16 protein-coding genes are annotated in these 20,196 nt (G+C 63.5%); 4 read left to right on the top strand and 12 right to left on the bottom strand.

What is annotated here, in order from left to right:
- Positions 1–119: 119 nt before the first annotated feature.
- A complete protein-coding gene (locus GYA94_RS17345; protein ID WP_161892764.1) occupies positions 120–1,496 on the bottom strand; it encodes an L-serine ammonia-lyase in 1,377 nt (458 codons plus the stop codon).
- 146 nt (positions 1,497–1,642) lie between these two features.
- Here GYA94_RS17345 and GYA94_RS17340 point away from each other — a divergent pair, with 146 nt between their 5' ends.
- Entirely contained in the window at positions 1,643–2,584 is a 942-nt protein-coding gene (locus GYA94_RS17340) for a LysR substrate-binding domain-containing protein (RefSeq protein ID WP_161892763.1), read from the top strand.
- A 28-nt stretch (positions 2,585–2,612) separates the two neighbouring features.
- Here the strand turns inward: GYA94_RS17340 and GYA94_RS17335 are convergent, their stop codons facing one another.
- The 11 genes from GYA94_RS17335 to GYA94_RS17285 all read right to left on the bottom strand — a co-directional run bounded on the left by GYA94_RS17335 (position 2,613) and on the right by GYA94_RS17285 (position 14,685).
- The gene (locus GYA94_RS17335; protein WP_009682751.1) at positions 2,613–4,034 is read right to left on the bottom strand and encodes an undecaprenyl-phosphate glucose phosphotransferase; all 1,422 of its coding nucleotides are present in this window, start codon (positions 4,032–4,034) and stop codon (positions 2,613–2,615) included.
- 177 nt (positions 4,035–4,211) lie between these two features.
- A complete protein-coding gene (locus tag GYA94_RS17330; RefSeq protein ID WP_110677545.1) occupies positions 4,212–4,970 on the bottom strand; it encodes a WecB/TagA/CpsF family glycosyltransferase in 759 nt (252 codons plus the stop codon).
- Entirely contained in the window at positions 4,970–6,157 is a 1,188-nt protein-coding gene (locus GYA94_RS17325; protein ID WP_110677547.1) for a glycosyltransferase family 2 protein, read from the bottom strand. Before GYA94_RS17325 ends, GYA94_RS17330 begins: the two co-directional genes overlap by 1 nt.
- On the bottom strand, positions 6,154–7,356 hold the full coding sequence (locus GYA94_RS17320; protein WP_009682748.1) for a glycosyltransferase family 4 protein: 1,203 nt from the start codon (positions 7,354–7,356) through the stop codon (positions 6,154–6,156). The genes GYA94_RS17325 and GYA94_RS17320 overlap by 4 nt, the downstream gene beginning before the upstream one ends.
- Positions 7,357–7,405: 49 nt before the next feature.
- Complete coding sequence (locus tag GYA94_RS17315) at positions 7,406–8,410, bottom strand: VirK/YbjX family protein (protein ID WP_161892762.1); 1,005 nt, start codon at positions 8,408–8,410, stop codon at positions 7,406–7,408.
- Between the two features lie 9 nt (positions 8,411–8,419).
- A complete protein-coding gene (locus tag GYA94_RS17310; RefSeq protein WP_161892761.1) occupies positions 8,420–9,397 on the bottom strand; it encodes a glycosyltransferase family 2 protein in 978 nt (325 codons plus the stop codon).
- Positions 9,398–9,402: 5 nt separating this feature from the next.
- Entirely contained in the window at positions 9,403–9,927 is a 525-nt protein-coding gene (locus GYA94_RS17305; protein ID WP_161892760.1) for a serine O-acetyltransferase, read from the bottom strand.
- 8 nt (positions 9,928–9,935) lie between these two features.
- Positions 9,936–10,892, bottom strand: coding sequence for a glycosyltransferase family 2 protein (locus GYA94_RS17300; RefSeq protein WP_054905466.1), 957 nt, complete (start codon positions 10,890–10,892; stop codon positions 9,936–9,938).
- Positions 10,885–11,502 carry an acyltransferase gene (locus tag GYA94_RS17295; protein ID WP_009682743.1) on the bottom strand — a complete coding sequence of 206 codons (618 nt, stop codon included), beginning with the start codon at positions 11,500–11,502 and terminating at the stop codon, positions 10,885–10,887. The genes GYA94_RS17300 and GYA94_RS17295 overlap by 8 nt, the downstream gene beginning before the upstream one ends.
- Before the next feature lie 103 nt (positions 11,503–11,605).
- Positions 11,606–13,072, bottom strand: coding sequence for a GMC oxidoreductase (locus tag GYA94_RS17290; RefSeq protein WP_161892759.1), 1,467 nt, complete (start codon positions 13,070–13,072; stop codon positions 11,606–11,608).
- Positions 13,073–13,308: 236 nt separating this feature from the next.
- Positions 13,309–14,685, bottom strand: a complete 1,377-nt coding sequence (locus GYA94_RS17285) for an oligosaccharide flippase family protein (protein WP_009682740.1) — start codon at positions 14,683–14,685, stop codon at positions 13,309–13,311.
- A gap of 201 nt (positions 14,686–14,886) precedes the next feature.
- On the opposite strand from GYA94_RS17285, the gene GYA94_RS17280 reads away from it, so the two are divergent.
- The 3 genes from GYA94_RS17280 to galE all read left to right on the top strand — a co-directional run bounded on the left by GYA94_RS17280 (position 14,887) and on the right by galE (position 20,060).
- The gene (locus GYA94_RS17280; RefSeq protein WP_029885429.1) at positions 14,887–16,413 is read left to right on the top strand and encodes an O-antigen ligase family protein; all 1,527 of its coding nucleotides are present in this window, start codon (positions 14,887–14,889) and stop codon (positions 16,411–16,413) included.
- Positions 16,414–16,418: 5 nt separating this feature from the next.
- A complete protein-coding gene (locus GYA94_RS17275) occupies positions 16,419–19,019 on the top strand; it encodes a glycoside hydrolase 5 family protein (RefSeq protein WP_161892758.1) in 2,601 nt (866 codons plus the stop codon).
- A gap of 63 nt (positions 19,020–19,082) precedes the next feature.
- Positions 19,083–20,060 (top strand): UDP-glucose 4-epimerase GalE, encoded by a 978-nt coding sequence (galE, locus tag GYA94_RS17270; RefSeq protein ID WP_161892757.1) that lies wholly within the window; start codon positions 19,083–19,085, stop codon positions 20,058–20,060.
- The last annotated feature ends 136 nt before the right edge of the window (positions 20,061–20,196 follow it).

Here is a 20,196-nt window from a genome sequence, read left to right as displayed (position 1 = left end):
CGATCTCCCAGGCGCTGCACATCTTGTGTCAAACACGCGTCAGCCCTCATACGATCCCTACGGGAGCTGGGCTTGAACGGCGATGAACTGCAAAGCAGCCCCCTACCCCCCGCAGTAGCTCAACATTCAACGAATGCAACCGCCAGGCCCCCGCGCGAGGTTTCCTTGTAGTTGGCATGCATGTCCGCCCCGGTATCACGCAAGGTGCGGATTACCCGGTCGAGCGAAATGAAATGCTCGCCATCGCCCCGCAGTGCCATTTGCACCGCATTGATCGCTTTCACGGCAGCGATGGCATTGCGTTCGATGCACGGCACCTGCACCAGGCCACCGACCGGGTCACAGGTCAGCCCAAGGTTGTGTTCCAGGGCAATTTCGGCAGCGTTTTCCAGTTGCGCCGGTGTCGCGCCCAGTACTTGGGCCAGGCCGGCGGCCGCCATCGAGCAGGCAGACCCGACCTCCCCCTGGCAGCCGACCTCGGCGCCGGAAATGGAGGCGTTCTTTTTGCACAGGATGCCAACCGCAGCCGCGGCAAGCAGGAAGTCCACGACATCCGCGTCGCAGGCACCAGGGTTGAACTTCATGTAGTAGTGCAGTACTGCCGGGATGATACCGGCTGCACCGTTGGTAGGCGCAGTGACCATGCGCCCGCCAGCGGCGTTCTCTTCGTTGACCGCCAGGGCGTACAGGTTGACCCACTCCATGGCGCCGAGCGTCGACCCGATCACATTAGGCTTGCCCAGTTCCTGCAAGCTACGGTGCAGCCGCGCCGCACGGCGTTTTACGTGCAAACCGCCGGGCAGAATGCCCTCGTTGCGCAGGCCGTTGTCCACGCACTCGCGCATCGCGGCCCAAATGCGCAGCAGGCCGTCGCGCACCTCGGCTTCCGGGCGCCAGGCGCACTCGTTGGCCATCATCAATTGCGCCACACTCAAGCCGTGGGCCTGGCACAGCTTCAGCAACTGGGCACCACTGCCGAACTCGTAGGGCAGCACGGCGGCGTTCTCTGCAGTTTTCGGCGCATCGACTTCGGCCTGTTCGACGATGAACCCACCGCCTACCGAATAATAGGTCTGGCACAACAGGCGATCCTGCCCGTGCATGGCTTCTACGCGCATGGCGTTGGGGTGGTACGGCAGGTTCTGGTCGAGCAGCAGCATGTCTTGCGCATACTCGAACGCCACGGGGTGGCTGCCGTCCAGCATCAGGCAGTGTTCCTGCAGCACCTGACCGATGCGCGATTCGATGGTGGCCGGGTCGATACGGTCTGGCCATTGCCCCATCAAGCCCAACAGGCAGGCACGGTCGGTGGCATGACCAACGCCGGTCGCCGACAGCGAGCCATACAGGCGCACTTCAACGCGCGTCACCCGCCCCAGCAAGCCCTGCTCGCGCAGGGCCTGGGCAAAGGTCGCAGCCGCGCGCATCGGGCCGACGGTGTGGGAGCTGGAAGGGCCGATGCCGATTTTGAAAAGGTCGAATACACTGATAGCCATACTAATGCCTGACCATGCGCTGATAGGTAGCCAGTGCACGGGTATCTGGAGAAATTGGGCGCTGCTGCGATTTTGCGCGATACTGACGCTGTGCGATTGAAATGACCAACGAAACTTCCTAAGCAAGGCTTTAGTAGGGCTAAACGATGCGACGCCAACTCAACGGCCAGATGTTTGTTTGGCTGCACGTTTTTGCCTGCGCCGCCAGGCACCTGTCCTTTACCCGCTGTGCAGAGGAACTGCACATCACCCCCGGGGCGGTCAGCCAACAGATGCGCCAGTTGGAAGAGCGCCTGGGTTACCGGCTGTTTCTGCGCCGGGCACGGGGCGTGGAACTGAGCGCCGAAGGCCAGCGACTGGCGCAGACCGTGACCGACGCCTACGGCAGCATCGAGGCAGAGCTGCTGCGCCTGGATGCCGGCGAGATTCGTGGCACGTTGCGGGTGCGCTCCATCCCCTCGTTCCTGGCCAAGTGGCTGACACCGCGCTTGCCACGTTTCCAGCAGCGCTACCCGGACATCGAACTGCGCCTGGTGGCCGAAGACAGTGCCCAGGCCTTGACCCCGGGCGACTTCGACCTGGCCATCGACCTCAACGACGGCAGCTACCCGGGCATGCTCTCCACGCCGCTGCTGGACGAGCAGATCTTTCCCGTATGCGCGCCCTCACTGCTGCGTGGGCGCCCCCCGCTGCACGGGCCGGCCGACCTGGTGCACTACCCGCTGCTGCACGACATCACCGCCTGGCGTGGCAGTTCGGAATATGCCGAATGGGAGTTCTACCTGGACGGGATCGGCGCCACTGGGTTGGACGTACGCCGCGGGCACACCTTCAACCGCAACCACCTGACCATCGAAGCAGCGATTGCCGGTATCGGTGTGGCCATTGCCCGGCGCACGCTACTCAACGATGAACTGGAGCGCGGCGCGCTGATCGTGCCGTTTGGCGTACCGATCGCCAACCACAAACGCTACGTGGTGCATTACCCGCCCGGCGGGTTGACCCAGCCGGGCGCGCGGGCGGTACATGACTGGCTGGTGGAAGAAGCACGGGGGTTTCGCGAATTGCACCCGTTGAACACACCATGAGGCCTGTTCTGCACCTGTGGCATGACAATCAGTAGGCCTGTTTACCGGTGAACGCATTCAACGTGCGTACCAGAATCACGAAATCCAGCCACAACGACCAGTTGTTGATGTACTCGATATCGGAGTCCACCCGCTGGATCATCTGTTCGATGTCCTTGGTCTCGCCGCGGAACCCGCGCACCTGGGCCAGGCCGGTCATGCCCGGCTTGATGTTGTGGCGAGCGAAGTAATCCACGATGTCCTGGGAATACAAGGTGTCGTGCTGCAAGGCATGCGGCCGTGGCCCGACCAGCGACATTTCGCCGGTCAGCACATTGAACAGCTGCGGCAGTTCATCGAGGCTGGTACGGCGGATGAAGGCCCCAACCCGGGTCAACCGCGGGTCGTTCTTCTGGGCTTGCTGCACCACACCGCCTTCGGGCTGGTGCACATGCATGCTTCTGAATTTCCAGATACGAAACGCCTCACCCGTCCAGCCGGTACGCTCCTGGCGGAAAAACACCGGGCCGCGGCTGTCGAGCTTGATGGCCAGGGCAACGGCCAGCAATACCGGCGACGCACACAGCAGGATCAGCGCGGCCAGCACCCGGTCCTCGAGGTTTTTCAGGAACAGGCTCATGCCTGTGAGCGGGGTTTCCGACAAGGTCAGCACCGGAATGCCGGCAATTTCCCGCACGCTGTGGTTGATCAGGCGCAACGAGAAGATATCCGGTACCCAGTTCACCGCGATACACTTGTCGAGCAGCTTGAAGTATACGTCGTTGATCACTTCCGAGCCGCCCAGCGGGGTCACCAGGTAGACCGTGCGGATGCCGTGGCGGGCGACCAGTTCGTCAAGCTCGGCAATATGCCCGAGCACCGGCAGGCGCTGCTTGCCCTCGGCGCCCTCGCCCGCTTGCGGCTCAACCTTGTCGACCAATACACACCCCAGCACCCGCTCGCCAAACCACGGGTTGCTGCTGATTTTCTGATAAAGGAAGTTGGCCAGGTCACCATTGCCAATGATCAGGGCATTGTCCAGGCGTGCATGTGCGGTGAAACGCTTCTGCAGCTCACGCACGGCGAAGTGCAGGAACAGCTGGGCGAAGTAACCGATGACGAACAGTTGGCCAACCAGCAGCCGGGAGTAGGTTTCGCTCTGTTTGGTCAGGAACGCCATGACCACCAGAAAGCAGAACGTGGCCGACCAGGCCTTGAACAGGCGGAAGGCCTTGATCGAAAGCCCGACGTTGGTCCGGTAGATTGCGTAATGATCATAAATGACCGCCAGTGCGCCGATCAGCAACAGCAGCATGATCACGTAATCGGAGGTGATATAGCCGAACTGGTCATAGATCAGGTACCAGGCGATACCCGTCACCGCAATGCCGTCGAGGCCGGCCTGGATGGCGTTGCTGACACTGCTTCGGCGCTGGAGTAAGGAACGACTGCTTCTGGGTTCGAAAACCATTTCAGACCTCATCAATTGGAGCGTGGCAAGTGCCTTACAGCCAACAACCAGTCTTGAATCACAGCCATGCAGCGCCGCACGCGGCGAAGCGCGCAGCATCCAAACCATTGATATCACTGTAGCAGCCAGCTGCCACAGGCGGGCCCGGAATACGTGCTGCCACAGCTTTTGGCCGATTCACAGCGTGCGCCTGGCCGCAGCGCTCGCCCGCCGATACAGCAACGTGCGCAGCAGAAACAGCGGGTTGCCCACCACGTAGCGCATGAACAGGCGCCTGGGCTCACGCCACAGCCGATACAGCCACTCGCCGCCAACCGCCCGCAGCCAGCCGGGGGCGCGGCTGACCTTGCCGCCGAGAAAGTCCAGGATCGCCCCGCCACACACGATCAGGCAGGGGCCGCTGATGCCGGCCAACTGTGCGGCGACCGCTTCCTGCTTGGGCATGCCCATGCCCAGCACGATCAGTTCGGGTTGATGCTCGCGCGCCAGTTGCAAGTAGGTATCGACAGTGGCAAAGCCGTCGTGAACCGACACCGGCGCCACGCCGAAGGTGTCGGCGCAGTGCTGCACCGCCTGGTGCAGGTAGGGTTGCCGCGTGCCCCAGAAGGCCACCTTGCGCCCCCGGTACGCCGCCAGCAGCCTGGGAATGAAATCGGTACCGTTCATGTTCAGGCCAGGCTCCAGGCCCAGGCGGCGGTAAAGGATCGCCATGCCGGAGCCATCGCGCAGCAACACATCGGCTGCCGACAGTGCCTGGCAATAAGCCCCGTCGCGCACCACCAGGTTCATTGCGTGGGCATTGACGAACCCCAGCACCGTCGCTTTGCTCGGGGTTGTCAGGTGCTCAAGCAGGCGCTGCACGGCGTTTTCGTCGGCGACCACATGCAGCTGCCCGACCAGGCGCCCCCAGCGTTGCTGCCATTGCCGCTGGCTCATCAGTCGTCATCCCGTTTAGAGCGCACCCATTCGACCTGGCGCTTGATCAGAAAGCCCAGGTAGAGGGGGATTTTCCTGGCTGCGTAGAACGGTGCGTACAGCAACACAGAGAACGGGATCAGCTCCCGACAGAAGCGCGCCCAGGCCACCACCACCGCCACGCCGAGCAACCCCAGCCCCAACAGGGCGAACCCTGCAGGGGCCGCCAGCCCGGTTACCAAGTAAAGCAGCCAGGTCAGCAGGTTGAACCCCAGCAGCGCCAACACCAGCAACGCCAAGGGTGATACCACCAGGTCCAGGGTCATCGCCGCGAGGGCACCATTGCGCTGGGTGATGGCAGCCAGCGCCCGCTTGGGCCCATCGGTCAGCATCAACCCCAGGTGGCCGTGCTCCCAGCGCGTACGCTGGCTGTTGAGGCCTTGCGGGCTGAGCGGGAACTGGCTGGTCACCAAGGCTTCGGGGCAGAACAGCGGTGGCTTGCCTTGTTGGCAAAGATCCAGCCCGAGTTTCACATCCTCGACCAGATGGCCATTGGCGAGGTTGACCTGGCGCAGGTCGTGCCAGCCGAAGGCCATACCGGCGCCCATCAGCTGGCAAGGCAAGCCCAACCGCGCCCAGCCACGCGGGCGAACCAGGTTCTTCACCCGCCAGGCAAATTCGGCGACCTGCACTTTCAGCCCGGCACCTGCAGGTGCCCGCATCAGGTACAGCGCCTGCACCGGGCGCGCCGTTTCACGGCAACGCCGAGCCAGGATATCGATAGCGCCCTCGCCGACCTGGCAATCGGCATCCACCACGATCACCACCTCAGGGGGCAGGCGCGCCAGATGGCGCACGCCGAAGTCCAGGGCATAGCCTTTGCCGCGCAACTGGGCGTCATACCGCTCCACCACTTCGGCCCCCGCTTCGCGGGCCAGCTGCGCCGTGGTGTCGGAACAGTTGTCGGCCACTACCAGCAAGCGGTCACCCTCGAGCAGTTGCGGCACGATGCTCGCCAGGCTGGCCTGGATGATCGAGGCCTCGTTGTGCGCCGGCACCAGCACCGCAAGCGTTGGCCGCGCCGTGGTGCACGGTGGCGGCCTGCGTGCGGGCAGGCAAGCCAGCAATACCTGCAGCGAAAACACCAACACCGGCACCAGGACGATGACCGTCAGCAGGCCCAGCAACCACGCTAATACACTTATCATGCGAATGCCTTGAAGTAGCCGGCCAGCCTGGCCGCCTCGGTGTCGATGTCGTGCCGTTGCAGTACCCGTTCGTAGGCCGCCTGGCCCATGCGCTGCAACACCTCGGCAGGTTGCGCCAGGCACTCGGCCATGGCCGCTGCCAGCTCGTCCACCGCGCCTGCGGGGAACAGCCAGCCGTTCTCGCCGGGCCTGACCAGTTCCGGGATCCCGGCAACAAACGTGGTCAGCACCGGGCGGCGCAAGGCCATGGCCTCCATGATCACCACCGGCAGGCCCTCGGCAAAGCTGGGCAATACCAGAGCGCGGGCAGCGAGGATCTCGTCGCGCACCTGTGCACTGCTGATCCAGCCAGTAATGCGTACGTGCTGCTGCAGGCCGTGGCGGGCAATCAAGGCCTCGATCTGCTCGCGCATTTCACCGTCACCGGCCAGCACCAACTCAAAAGCCTGCGACTGGGCCGCCAGCCGGCGCGCGGCCTCCAGCAGCAACAACTGGCCTTTCTGCTCACACAGGCGCCCAACGCACACCAGGCGTGGCGCCGCGGGCGCCTCTACCGCAGGCACCGCATGGAACGCGCGCTCCAGCCCACAATGCACCACCTTGACCTTGGCCCAGTGCTCGTGGGCCACCCAGCGCAACAGCTGGCTGCGCCCATACGAGCTGACCGCCGCGACAAAAGCGGCGCGCCGGACCTTTTCCCCCAGGTGCAGGAACTGCGGCTTGTCGAACTCTTCGGGGCCGTGCACGGTGAAACTGTAGGCGGGCCCGCCCAGCATGTTGGCCAGCATGACCACTTCGGTAGAGTTGGTGCCAAAGTGCGCGTGCACATGCTGCGCCTGCCCTGCCTGCAGCCACTGCAGCACCTGGCAGGCTTCGGCCAGATACACCAGGTGGTAGGGCCAGGCGCGGTCCGCCCGGCGGCCAAGCCGCAGTGCCAGCCACAGCGCCCGGCCAAAGCGCCGTGGCTGCGCGCGCAACACCTGCCACATGGGCCGCAACAGCTGTTTCAGCCCGCCTTGCAGCACGTAGCGGGTCTTGCCCCGCTCGGCCACGTCCTCGGCATCCTGCACCTCGGCGTCCCAACCACGCAGTGCCAGGCGCTGCACCTCTACCCCTTGGCGCTCCAGCGCCAGGATCTCGCGGCGGATAAAACTGTGGCTGACCTTCGGGTACTGATTGATGAAATAAGCAATGCGCATATGAACCCAGATCCAAACCCGCTTGATGACCAACCGCCCCAGGCAACCTTTACTTCAGGCTGTCGACTACCGGCGGCCTGCCTACTGCCGATGCACTCACAGCAAATGCATCCCCCTGTGTTCCTTGTAGTCCAAGGTTGGCACCATTGCTTGGCAAAGCTGCTTGCAAGCGGGTGAATACATCGTCGAGCAATGCCTGGCGACGGCGATACATCGCCCGTTTCTTTGCCGGAATGTCGGCCTCGGCACGCTGCGCCGGCGCCAATGGCAGGCTGTAGAAATCGGCATGCTCCGAAGCGCTGGCACCATGCTCCTGCCAGATAGCATCGTAGTTGGCCGCCAGCTCCTGGCCCTTGTCACGGCCAAAATAAGCGTGGCGGTGATGCCGGCTGGCATCGTTCACGGCATACAACCGGGCGACCCCCAACGTTCTGGCCAGGCACTTCAACGCCTCCAGCAGCAAGCTGCGCGGGCGCAACCCCTCGAAGTCTTTGGTCAGGTCGCGGTAGATGGCCAGCGAGGTGTCGCTGTCGATGCCTTTATGGATGCCCTGCACTGCGCCGATGTACAAACCGATGCCGGCCGGCCCCTGGCACAGGGTGAACGCCAGGGACGCCACACGCAGGTCACCCTGGAACAGGTTAACCACCAGCTCGCCTTCGCGCTTGAACCAGATCGGCCGGTCGAGCACCAGGCAGCAGCCCGGCGAATAGCTACCCAGGTCACACAGGGCAAGGCTGTCGTCCCGGCCCAACAGCAACAGCCCAGGAAAATGCCGGGCCACCAGCTCGAAGTGCGAGGCCACTGCATCGAGGCGCTGCGGCGCCTCCCAGTGCTGGCTGATATAGGGCCATTGCACGACACCGATGCAGTCAACGCCCAACTGCTGCACCCCCGGCTGGCCCAGTGCCGCGGTCAGGCGCTGCATGAAGGTGTCCAGCTGCGGCCAATGCCTGGCCATCTGCAGGCTCAGCTTGTACTTGTTGTGCAATGCCCGCAACGAGTAACCGGGTTGCAGGGTAAACACGCTTTTCACGAGGGTGCCGAGCATCATGGGCCTCTCTCACTTGTACTCGATCAAAGCCGCTTTGCCAGCCGCCAGGCGGTGGCGCAGAAACTTCAGCTGGCCGAGCATTTCGGGGAACTTGCCCAGTACCAGAAACACGGCCTGCAGCCAGTTTTCGCGCGGCGACCTGTTGCCCCGCTGCGCCAGGCGCATGGCCTGCAACGGGTAGATCAACAACAACCCCAAGCCCCAGCCGCCCACCAGCAGGCAGGCCAGCACGATCGACACCGGAATGCCCAGGCCCCACACCCAGGCCCGGCGCGACTCGCGCAACCAGTGCCGCTCGGGCGGCTGCCCGTGCAGATAGGCGCCCTCGGCGTAGGCATGCCCGGCACGCAGGCTGCGCCGCCACCATTGGCTGAACCGGGTCATGTCGGCGTCGTGCAAGGTCATCTCGGCATCCAGGCGCCAGATTTTCCAGCCCTTGGCGCGCAAGCGCACGCACAGCTCCGGTTCTTCCCCGGCGATCAGGTCAGGCCGAAAACCGCTCACGGCGGTGAAAGCGTCTACCCGCATCAACGCATCACCGCCGCAGGCCTTGGCCTCGCCGATCGGGGTGTCCCATTCCAGGTCGCACAACAGGTTGTACACCGAGCGCTGCGCGAAGCGTTCGCGGCGCCGGCCACACACCACCGCCACCGCGGGGTGTGTGGCCAGAAACGCCTGGGCGGTGGCCAGCCAGCGGGCATCCACTTCGCAGTCGCCATCGACGAACTGCACCCAGTGCATGGCGGGCAGCAACCGCTGCAACACGGCAAAGCCTTCGTTACGCGCCCTTGCCGCGGTGAACGGGGTGCCCATGTCCAGCGCCAGCACCTCGACGCCCAGGGCAGCGGCCAGTTGTTGCGAACCGTCGCTGGAGCCCGAGTCTACATACACGACCTTGTCGGCCCCATGGGCCAGCGAGCGCAGGCAGCGCTGCAAACGCTGGCCCTCGTTGCGGCCAATGACCACCACGCCGGTCTGCATCGCCAAGGGCCTCACTCGACCGCCGCCGGGGCGACCAGGTGCCGGGCCTTGATGACTGCCGGTACGCCGACAGCCAGGGAGTTATCTGGCACATCCACCAGCACCACGGCATTGGCACCAATGATCACGTTGTTGCCGATGCGAATGCTGCCCAGTATCTTGGCGCCCGTACCGATGTCGACGTTGTTGCCGAACACCGGGGCGATGGGCTCGTCGACATTTTTCAGGCCGACTACCACGCCATTGCGGATGCGACAGTCGTCGCCGAACCGGGCGTAGCCGCTGACCACGATGCCACCGAAATGGTCGATGACGAAATTGCGGCCGATCACCGCCTCGCAAGGCAATTCCACCCCGGTGATGATCTGCACGAATTTGAACAGCACCTTGTACACCAGTGAGCACACCTTGCGCAGCAGCGCCGGGCGCACGCCGTAGCGCCAGCGGCCGAAGCGGTACACCAGCAATACCCAGAAGCCCTGGGCGCCCCAGTCGCCACCATGGGCCCGCAGGTCGGCGCGAATATTCTCGAACATGACGGTAGCTACCTTGTCGGTTGGCTGGCGTAACGGGTCTGCAACAGCAGTGACCAGGTCGCCCGGCAATGACGCCAGCAGGCCTGTATCGCGCCCCGGCCGCGTCGTTTCAACAGCGCTTTGAGTGCCAGCACCAGGTCGCCCACGGTCACCAGCAGCATATGCAACGCCAGCCCGGCCAAGCCATGGTGCTTGCGGAAATACAGCAGCTCGCTCTCGATCTGGTAGGCGGAAATCTGCCGGCTGGCAGCTTCCAGCTCGGTGACTGACTTGGAGCTTTCACCCCCTATGTGGACCACCGTGGTATGTGGGTAGAACACCACTTTCCAGCCGGCCTGCTTGACCCGCTTGCAGTGGTCGACTTCCTCGTAATAAAGAAAGTAGCGCGGATCGAACAGGCCTACCTGGTCCAGCACTTCGCGGCGTACCAGGTAGAAGCACCCGGGCAACCAGTCGCATTCGCGGACCGAAGCGTGGTCCCAGTCCATGTCGTCGACCATTTTCAGCCCAGGGAACAGGCGCCCCAGGCCGGTACGCCCGACGAAGACGTTCAGCGGCGTGGGAAAATAGCGGCAGCTGGGTTGCAGGTCACCCTCACGGCCTTCGAGGCGTACCCCCAGCACACCGCAGTCCGGGTGGGCATCCATGTAGTCGAGGGTTTTTTGCAGGGAATCGGCAGCCACGAACGCATCGGTGTTCAGCAACAATGCATACTTGCCTTGCAGGTGGGCCAGCAACTGGTTGTTGGCACGGCCAAAACCTACGTTGTGCTTGTTGCTGAGCAACACTGCCTCTGGGCATACCTCGGCCATACGCTGCAGCGAGTCGTCGACGGAGGCATTGTCCACCACCAGGTAACTGGCCAGGTGTTCGCTGCCTGCGCGGCGCAAGGCATCGAACATTGGCTGCAGCAACCCGGCGGTGTTGAAATTGACCACCATCACGTCGACCGGTTTGCTAGCCATTATTGCCATCCCCGAAGAAGTACTGGCGCCTCTGCGCCATCAGTTGCGGCTCAACCGTGGGGTCGTAGGCGCCGTCGCGCTGTTTGATCAGGTCGATCCACGGGTAGGCTTCGCAGCGTGCCTCGACCCGTTTGACCAGCGCCTCGGTGGTGCAGATGAACACGGCCGGGTTGCCGCCGTAGACGGTGCCCGGTGGCACGTCCTTGGTGACCACCGCCCCTGCCGCGACGATGGACTCGGGGCCGATGGTCACCCGCGGCATGATGATCGCACCGTGGCCGATGAAGCAGTTGTCCTTGATGTCGATGAAACCGACCGAATCAAGGTGCTTGCCAAACCGGTGTTCGATCAGCAAGACCACCCCGTCGTGGCCGATCAACGTGCAGTCGGACAACCCCACGCTGTTGCCGATACGCACCAGTGACGGGTCGAGGAACTTGCAGCCGGCATTGACGAAGAAATTGTCGCCTACCGAGTGAAAGTTGCCCCAGCGTTTGAGGTAGGCGCCCCACTCCAGCCCCGACGGCCTGCAGAACCGGCGGTAGAACGTGCCTCCGCGCCCGGTTGCATGTGCGTAATGTGCCACTGCCTTGCGTATCCATCCCATCATCCTTCCTGGCCTCGCGATCAATACGGCTCGAATGCCCTGAGGCGATGCGGTCTCGTTCTTCTAGATGCTGACCACTACGCACTCAACCTGTGTACAACATGGTTCACGCGGCGGCGCCGCTTTCCGTCCTCATTTTCGCGTCAAGGTGGTCGGCCAGCCGCACGGCGAACTGCAACAGCGGCATGGTCGGGTTGGAGGCGCCGCCCTTGGCAAAAATACTGCTGCCGGCGACATACAGGTTTTGCGTGCCGAACACACGGCAGTTGCCGTCCACGACGCCCGTTTGCGCAGACGCGGCCATGCGCGTGGTACCCATGTGGTGGGCATGGGGCGCCATTTTCAGCGGTATCGAGGTGTCATAGACAAACTCGTTGAGTTTGACGAAGCCCAGGCCCGTGTCAGCGAACTGCTTGGCCAGCTCGGTACCGATGCACTTGATGGTGTGGCGGTCATCGGCACTGAGCACCCAGTTCACGCTGACCTTCGGCACCCCCAGCGCGTCGTGCTCGTCGAGCAGCGAAATGCGGCTGTGCAGGTTGGGGAACTGCTCGATCATGGTACTGATCACGCCGTCACCGGGGCAGCTGAACTTGGCCACGAACTCGATCTTGCTGGAAATCCCCATGTCGCAGGCCAGGTTCTCGAGAAAATGCTTGACCTCGGCAGTGCGGCCATAGGTTTGCACATCGGCCAACAGGGCTGTGGTGACGTTGCCTTTGCCGGCCTGGTATTCGGCGAGGAAGGCATCGGTGGTGTAGTACTGGCGCGGCTCCGGGTCTTGCCCGGACTTGAGGATGAAGGTGCCCATCTCGATGTTCAGGTGCTCCATGAAGCACGCGCCAACCAGGCCTTCCTTGTTGACCACCCCCGCAGCCACCAGGGACTGGCTGTTCAGCAGCTGTCGGGCATTCTCGATGGCCCCCGTGGCCAGGATGAAGTTGCGGGCCACCAGACGCTGGCGATTGCGCTGGTAGTCCGACAGCACCACCGCCGCCAGGTGGCCGGATGCCTGGTCGAATTCCAGGTCCACGCAGTTGCAATTGATGAACAGGTCCAGGCCCTTGGTCTGCTCCAGCGCCGTGGCGTATTTCTGGGCAAAGCGGGTCGGGGTGCTGAGCAGGAAACGGTCAGCTTCGAAGTCGCCACCCTCGAGCGCAGTGTTCAGTGCCCGAAAATCTGCCCCGGCGGGCAGGTCGACGATATCCATGGCCACCGGCAGGTAGGGCTCGATCTCCGAATAGGCAATCGGCCAACCCGGCAACTCACCCGGTGGGGCCACAGCGAAGTCGGAAGCCGTGAAGGGCCGACACCGGCCGGCCCAATGGTTGGACGTGCCGCCCAGGTAACGCAGGCGGGTTTCCTCGGCATACAGCTCCAGGCCGGTCGAGGGGCAGGCGTACAGGGCTTGCGAATGCGGGGCGTACTCACGCCCCCCACCTTCGGCCAGCAACACGTTCCAGCCGGCTGCCGCCAGGCGCAGGCCAAGGGTGATCCCCGCAGGGCCAGCCCCGATGATGCAGAAATCGTAGTTGTCGCGCAGCGTTTTCTGCTGCTCATAGTCCTGGATCATGCTGGCTGGTTCCGAAAGTAGCGGGACGGCAGTACCCAGCCGTTGATCACCACGAATCTTGGTTTCTCAACCGGGTTGCCAGCAAAGACCGCCGTGGCGCCGAACGCCGCGCTGCCCACGCCCAGCAGCACGCAACTCTGGAGAAAGCCTCTACGACCCAACTGCGCAGTACAAAAAGTGAGCTTCCCCATGATCCTGTGACCTGTCCCCATGAAAGTTACACCCAGCACGCAGCCCTACAGCCAGTTGAAGAAGGCCGTCAGCAACGCCCCGCACAGCGCCCCCACCAGCAGCATCGGTAGCACCACCAGCTCACGTTTGAGGCTGAAGATGCCCAGCTTGCGATTGACATGAACAACCAGTACCAGCGTCGGCACCGTGTGCAGGGCCACCCCCCAGATCGCCCATTGCACACCTCCCAGCGCCAGCAACAGCGGCAGGAGCCCCCACAGCGAAACCAGGCGGATGATGTTGTCCATGGCCTGGTACTTGGTGAGGCCCAACGCAATCCATACCTGATGAGCCAAGGTATAGCGCAATACGATGAAGGACAGCGAAAGAATCGCCAGCATTTGGCCAGCTTCCTGGTAGCGATCATCGTACATCCAGCCAATCAGCAGTGGGCTGGCTGTGAGGAAGCCCCCGCAAATGAACAGCACCAGCAGGTCGACCAGCAAACGGAAGCGGTAATACAGGGTCTTCAGCCGCGCTTTGTCGTCGGCCCTGGCCGCCTCGCTGAACGCTGGCAGCGCCACGGCGCCGACGATCTTCATCAGCGCCGTCTGAACCGCGCCAAGGATGAGCACGGCAATGGAGTACACCCCCAATTGCGCCGCCGACATGCTGGCGCCAAACCAGATACGGTCACCGTACATGGCCAGTACCCCGACCATCGACGACAACAGGATCCAGCGGCCGAACACGATCAGTTCGGTGAGTGCCGTACGGTCCCAGCGCAAGTGGTTGCGCGGGCCCTCCAGCGCGGTGTGGCCCAGCACAGTCCAGGCCACCGCCGAGACCAGGCCCGCGATGACCAGGGCCCAGATCGAGTGGGTCAGCACGCCCAGTACCAGCATCACCACCAGCCCGGCCAGTTGCGAGGCCAGGTCGACCAGCACCACGCGCTTCTGCTGGAAGGTACGCACCGCAACATCGATCTTGGTGGATTGGAAGCCCCATATCAGCGCCGACAGGCCGGTAACCGCAAGCACCATCGGCAGCACAGGGGCGGCATAGGTGGAGTCTGCCGGCCACAACTGCTGGTACTGCGCCACCCAGGCCGCCAGGGCCAGCAGCAGCGTCAGGGCGAACAGCACGAAGCCGCGGATGATCTGCACGGTCCACGCCGTATTGAGAAAGTCCGGGTCGTCGCCACGGTGGCTCTGGATGATGTTCTGGCGCAGGCCAACATCGGACAGCAGATGCAGGAGGACCGAAACGGTGGTGGCGATGACCATGACGCCGAACATTTCCGGCAGCAACAGCCGCGCCATGATGAGGTTGCCGCCAAGGCGCATGACCTGTGAAGCCACCTGCGAGACCAGGTTCCACGACCCGGCCCGCATGGCCCGCTTGCGCAGGCTCGCGGAGGCTGACACATCAATCGACGGCATGAATTCATTCTCTGACTGATTGGCTAAAAGTCACTATAGTTTCAATTAGCCACGATGCTAGTGCCCTGGCCCGCAACTCAGCGCCTCACTGCCTGGCGGCGTCTTGGGAGCCCGGCCGGCGTTGCCACTCGCCCGAAGACAGCGTAGTTGCGCGACAGGGCAGCCGCCGTTTGCCCACCGAAGGAAAGGTGCACATAGCCGATGCCTGAACATTTTCGTGCGTTGATCGTCATTCTGTTTCTGGCGAGCGTGGTCTTCCTGTTGGCGCGGCGGCCGGCCACCGACCTGATTCCGCTCAGCGATTACAAGCGCCGGCGCAATTTGTGGTTCCTGCTTACCGTGCTGGCGTTCGTCTCGCACAGCTTCTGGCTGTACCTGGGCGCGGGTGCGGCCATCCTGTTGCTGGCACGGCGCCGCGAGCACAACCCCATGGCGCTGTTCTACATGCTGTTGTTCCTGATCCCGCCGGCCTCGGTGCAAGTGCCGGGGTTCGGCGTTGTCAATTACCTGGTCGACCTGAACCACATTCGCCTGCTGACGCTGTGCGTGCTGCTGCCGGCTGCGCTGGAGCTGCGCCGGCACCCCGACAGCGTGCGCTTTGGGCGCACCTGGGCCGACCGGCTGCTGGCCGCCGGGCTGGTGCTGATGAGTGTGCTGTACCTGCGCGAAACCACCCTGACCGATACCTTGCGCCAGGCCCTGTACCTGTATGTCGACGTATTCCTGCCGTACTACGTGGCCAGCCGTGGCCTGCGCCAGCTCAGCGACTTCAAGGACGCGATGCTGGCGTTCGTGCTCACCTCCTTCGTCATGGCCCTGATCGCGGTTGCCGAATACGTGCGCCACTGGTTGCTGTACAGCGCCTTGGTCGACGCCATGGGCGTGCCTTGGAGCATGTCCGGCTACCTGAGCCGTGGCGGCGCCCTGCGCGCCAGTGTCACCACCGGCCAGGCGATCGCACTGGGCTATGTGATGAGCGTGGCGATCGGCTTGTTCCTGTTCGTGCAGGGTTACGTGCAGCGGCCCTTGCACAGGGCCATGGGCGCCCTGCTGCTGGCGGCCGGCCTGTTCGCGCCGTTGTCCCGTGGGCCGTGGATTGGCGCAGTGGTCATCGTGGTGGTGTTCATCGCGCTGGGCAAAGGTGCGGTCAGGCGCCTGGCGCTGCTGGGGGCGGCCGGCATGCTGGCGCTGCCGTTGCTGACGGTGGTGCCGGGCGGTGACAAGGTGCTGGACCTGCTGCCCTACATCGGCAATATCGAAAAGGAAAACATCACCTACCGCGAGCGGCTGATGGACAACTCGTGGATCGTCATCCAGCGCAATCCGCTGTTCGGCTCGTTCGACTTCCGCAACACCCCGGAAATGCAGGCGATGATCCAGGGTGAAGGCATCATCGACATCGTCAACACCTACATCAACCTGGCACTGCGCGTGGGGCTGGTCGGGCTTGGCCTGTTCGTGGCGTTCTTTGCCGTGGTGCTGCACGGTATCCGCAAGGCGATGCGCAGCTTCCCGGACAAGGACGACGAACGACGACAGCTCGGCCGCGTGTTGCTGGCAACGCTGATCGGCATCCTGGTGATCATCTTCACCGTCAGCAGCATCACCTTCATCCCCGTGGTGTACTGGTCGATCGCCGGTCTGGGCGTGGCCTACACCCAGATGGTGCGGCGGCTGCATGCCAGCCCCGCGGTGGCACTGGCCGAACCCGACCTCCAACCCAGGTAATGTTCATGAATGCGCTCGCCCTGCGTGGTTTCATCCGCCTTTCGGCCTTCGCCAGCCTGGCCTTGCTGCCATTGCCGGGCTGGGCGTCTGCCTGGCAGGTCAGTGTCGACGAGCACACTGGCCTGCCCACCGTAAGCCGTGGTGGCGGCCCGGTGATGAAAGCCAAGTTCGATTTCTGGGCCGCCAACTGGAGCTGGACCGGCTTCTACACCGACCTCAAGGTCAACGGGCCGTACCACTACACCCTGCTGGGCAAGAACAAGGAACTGGACTTCGACCTGGCCGCGGATATCCGCAAGGAGCAGGCGCAAACGCTGAGCTGGACCTTCGACCTCGATGCACACAGCCGCAAGGCCGGGGTGATGGGGGGCGGCATGGTGTTCCAGTTCGACCCTGCGCAGGTCACCGGGGCCATGGGCGCCCCGCAATTGCTGCCAAGCAACCGCGGCTGGTGGTGGGGCAACGCCGAGCAGGGCCGGCGCATCGAAATGCGCTTCGAGCCGCCCTTGGCCAAAGTGTATTTCGAGCGTGGCAACCCGTCTGAGCTGCGCGCGTTTCTGTACCAGGACCCGATCACTGCCGGCAAGCAACAGCTCAAGGCCGTGCTCAACCTGACCGGGGACATCGAGCTCGCACCCACCGCCACCGAACGCTTCGGCCTGGCCGACCCGGCCAGCTGGCCAGACGACCAGTTGGACTGGCGCAGCGCGCCGGTAGACTTGTCGTTCCTCAATGCAGCAGAAAAACCCGCTGGCAAGCGTGGCTTCGTCAAGGCGGTCGGCGAGCAACTGGTGTTTGCCGACAACACCGCCGTGCGGTTCTGGGGCACCAACCTGTCGGCCTATGCGTTGTTCAAAAGCCCCGACGAGGAGATCCGCCAGCAGGCCAAACGCTTGTCGGCCCTGGGTTTCAACCTGGTCCGCCTGCATCATCACGATTCACCCTGGGTCAGCCCCAATGTGTTTGGCGACGGTACCTTGGTGCGCGACACCCAGCAGCTCAGCGCCGAATCGCTGCGCAAGCTGGACCTGTGGATCAAAGCACTCAAGGACGAGGGCATCTACATCTGGCTGGACATGCATGTGCAGCGGGCGCTCACTGCCAACGACAATATCGAAGACTTCGACGAACTGGCCAAAGGCGAAGCGCGCATCGACCTGAAGGGCTACGCCTACGTCAACCGCAGTATCCAGCAGGCAATGAAGCGCTTCGCCGAGCAGTACCTGACCCACGTCAACCCATACACGGGGCTGGCCTACAAAGACGACCCGGCCATTGCTGCAGTGCTGATCACCAACGAGAACGACCTGACTCAGCACTACGGCAATGCCCTGATGCCGAACAAGGATGTGCCGCGCCACAGCGAACGCTACATGGCTGCCGCCAAGGCCTTCGCCAAACAGTACGACCTGCCCGCCGACCTGACTTGGCGCGCCTGGGAGCATGGGCCATCGAAGCTGTTCCTCAACGACCTGGAGCAGCGCTTCAATGCCGACATGATCGCCCACCTGCGCAGCGTGGGCGTGAAAGTGCCGATCGCCACCACCAGCACCTGGGGCGGCAACGGCCTGAGTGCGCTGCCGGCACTGAGTGTTGGCGATGTGATCGACGCCCATAGCTATGGGGACATGGGTCAACTGGAGAAAAACCCGCTGACCAGCGACGGCATGATCGACTGGATCGGCGCCGCCCAGGTGGTCGGCAAGCCACTGACCGTCACCGAGTGGAACGCCGAGCCGTTCCCGCTGCCAGACCGTCACTCGCTGCCACTGTACGTGGCCGCTACCGCCAGCCACCAAGGCTGGGACGCCCTGCTGCAATATGCCTACAGCCAACAGGCGTTCAACCCGGGTTGGCGCACGGCAGACAACTGGCACGCCTACAATGACCCTGGCATGCTCGCCACCCTGCCCGCTGCCGCCCTGCTCTACCGCCGCGGCGATGTGAAGCCGGCCACTACCGACTATGTGTTCGCCCCGACGGCAGCCACCCTGTACAACCAGGAAATCACCCCGCGCAATTCGCCACTGCTGCGTACTGCCATGGAAAAGGGCCGCTTGCAGATCGCCCTGCCGCAAACGCCGCAACTGCCCTGGCTGAAACCTGCTGCCATCCCAAGCGGTGCGCACGTGCTGCAAGACCCCGGTGAATCGCTGTTGCCGGCGGATGCCAGCGAATCGACCACCGACACGGGCGAGCTCAGGCGTAACTGGCAACAAGGCCTTTACACCATCGAAACGCCGCTCACCCAGGCTGCCACCGGCTGGCTGGGGGGGCGTTCGATCAGCCTGGGCGCTGTGCAGGTGCAGGCGACTACGCCCTATGCCAGTGTCGTGGTGCAGAGCCTGGACGACAAACCGCTGGGGCAGTCGCGGGACCTGCTGGTGTCGCTGGGCACCCGGGCCATGCCCAAGCCCGATGACAAGACACCGTTCAATGTCGAGCCGCTGGAAGGCCGCCTGACCATCCAGGCACCTGCCGGCCTGAAGCTGTACGCCCGCGATGCGCAGGCGCAGTTGAAGGCGCTGCCTGTGGCCTACGACAACGGGCACTACACCCTGACCTTCGACGGCAGCTACATGTCCAACTGGCTGTTCTTGAAATAGGGCACATGGCCATCTACGCTCGATTCACTGCGTCGCTAAAACAGCAGGTCACAGGGGGTGCGCATGAAATGCCTGGTTGTCGGTGGCGCCGGCTACATTGGCTCACACATGGTCAAGCACCTGCAGGGCGCTGGCCATGAGGTGGTGGTGGCGGACCTGGTTTCACCTGGCCCCGGGGTTCAATGGGCCAAGCTCGACATTGCCGACGAAGCCGCACTGGATGTGTTGTTCGGTGTTGTGCGTTTCGACGCGGTGTTTCACTTTGCCTCGTTCATTCAAGTGGGTGAATCGGTCAGCGCACCCGGCAAGTATTACCAGAACAATGTGGCTGCCACCCTTGCGCTGCTGCAGGCCATGGTCAACGCCGGCATCAAGTACCTGGTGTTTTCGTCGAGCGCTGCGGTGTATGGCAACCCGCTGTATGTGCCTATTGACGAAGCGCATGGCAAGCAGCCAATCAACCCCTATGGCTTGAGCAAATGGATGGTCGAGCAGATTCTCGAGGACTTTGACCGTGCCTATGGTTTGAAGTCGGTTTGCCTGCGCTATTTCAACGCTGCCGGGGCCGACCCCGAGGGCCAGTTGGGTGAGCGGCATGAGCCGGAAACCCACCTGATCCCGTTGATCCTGCAGGCGGCATCGGGGCGGCGCGAGGCGGTCACGGTGTTTGGCCGCGACTACGACACCCCGGACGGCACCTGTATTCGCGATTATGTGCATGTGTCGGACCTGGCCACGGCGCATGCGTTAGCGGTGGACTACCTGCTGGCGGGTGGGGAGCGTACTGCGTTCAACCTGGGCAATGGCCTCGGCTTTTCGGTGCAGCAGGTGATCGATACGGCGCGTGAGGTAACCGGGCGACAGATCGACACCCTTGACGCCCCCCGCCGCGCCGGCGACCCGCCGCGGTTGGTGGCCGATGCCAGCAGAGCGTTGCAAGTGCTGGGCTGGCGGCCGGAGTTCGCCGCGTTGGAGCAGATCGTCCGGCATGCATGGCAGTGGGAGTTGCAGTACCCCTGGGCCATACGCCAGGGGCGGTAGCCGTGAACAACACGGGCCGCATTTCCTCCACAGTCGTCGCTAGCCACAGCGACACCGCCCGTTGAGGAGCAACTGTCTTTCTGAAAATTTGAAAAGCCTGCGCTATTCATTGTGTGCGGGCTTTCCCGCGAAGCAG

Source organism: Pseudomonas juntendi (assembly GCF_009932375.1).
Taxonomy (GTDB): Bacteria; Pseudomonadota; Gammaproteobacteria; order Pseudomonadales; family Pseudomonadaceae; genus Aquipseudomonas; species Aquipseudomonas juntendi.
This window is presented reverse-complemented; position numbering and strand designations above follow the sequence as displayed.